General features: G+C 32.9%; 2 protein-coding genes. Both read right to left on the reverse strand.

Features of this window, described 5'->3' with window-relative positions:
- Window positions 1-26: 26 nt before the first annotated feature.
- The gene (sqr, locus tag KA893_RS13020; RefSeq protein ID WP_107628730.1) at window positions 27-1,220 is read right to left on the reverse strand and encodes a type II sulfide:quinone oxidoreductase Sqr; all 1,194 of its coding nucleotides are present in this window, start codon (window positions 1,218-1,220) and stop codon (window positions 27-29) included.
- Between the two features lie 17 nt (window positions 1,221-1,237).
- Window positions 1,238-1,428 (reverse strand): rhodanese-like domain-containing protein (locus KA893_RS13025; protein WP_142918454.1); only part of this gene is annotated, 191 nt, incomplete at its 5' end.

The following is a 1,428-nucleotide window of genomic DNA, read 5'->3' on the forward strand; positions in this document are numbered from 1 at the left end:
GGTTATTTTCTGTACACTCTTGTTATTTACATAAGACCCTTTAACATACCGTACCAATACATTTTAGGTAATAAATCTTTTTTAAAAATATACATACTTCTTCGTTCTTTGGCCTGGTTAAAAGGCAATGTTTCTTTTGGTTTTTTATTATAATCAAACTCGGCAAGTATTAATTTATTGTACCCGGTAACGATAGGGCACGAAGTATAACCATCATAATGATGCGTCAACATTTCATTATCCATTACTTGCAATAGGTTATTAACAACTATAGGCGCTTGTTTACGAATTGCTGCTCCTGTTTTGGAAGTAGGTGCATTTGAAGCATCACCAAGCCCAAATATGTTAGAGTAGCTTTTATGCTGTAATGTGGTTGGGTTAACATCTACCCAACCATCACTATCTGAAAGTGTACTTTCTTTAAGTACACCTAAGGGACCCATGGGTGGTGTTACATGTAACATTTCATAATCTATTGTCTTTCTATCGTCTGTTTTAATGTGTTCAAATGTAGCCTCTTTTTTGTCTCCGTCAATTTCAACAAGATTATAATTATAATTGACAATTATATCCCTTTCTTCAACAATTTTCTCTAATTCTTTATTATATTTGCCTACGTCAAATAAAGCATCTTTTGGCGTTTCGTATATCACATTAGCATTAGAACGGATATTATGTTTTCTAAAATAATCTTCAGCTAAATACATAATTTTCATAGGTGCGCCTCCACATTTGATAGGCGTATTAGGATGCGTGAAAATCGCGTTCCCTTGTTTAAATTTAGAAATTTGTCTCCAAGTTTCGCGAACATAGTTAGGTGAATAGTTAGAACAAACACCATTTTTACCTATATTCTCTTTTAATCCTTTAATAGAAGACCAATTAATCTGTAATCCAGGGGCTACCACTAAAAATTCGTAACTAACGACCGAATTATCTCTTAAAATAATGCTATTGTTTTCAGGTTGAAAGCTTGAAACAGCATTTTTTATCCATTGAACACCTTCAGGCATAACACTTTTCATATCTTTACGAGAACTTTTTAAACTCGATACCCCAGCACCAACCAAAGTCCATAACGGTTGATAATAATGATATTCAGCCGGGTCTATAATTGCTATTTTTCCTTTTAAGCTTTGATTTTTTCTTAATAGTCTTGATGCCACGGTAATACCTGCTGTACCGCCACCTACAATAACAATTTGATAATACTTACTCATTTTTCCACACCCTTAAATTATTTTAATGATTCTGGAAAATCTTGATAGCCTTCTCTAATATTCACGACATTTTCAAATCCTTTATTTTCTAAGATACCCACTGCGATTGAACTTCTAACACCTGACTGACAATGTACGTATATTTTATCCTCTTTATTAAATGGAATATTTTCATTTAATAATTTACCATGCGGAATATTGACTGCTT

It is taken from the genome of Staphylococcus sp. GDY8P126P (assembly GCF_017891965.1).
In the GTDB taxonomy this organism is placed as follows: domain Bacteria; phylum Bacillota; class Bacilli; order Staphylococcales; family Staphylococcaceae; genus Staphylococcus; species Staphylococcus saprophyticus.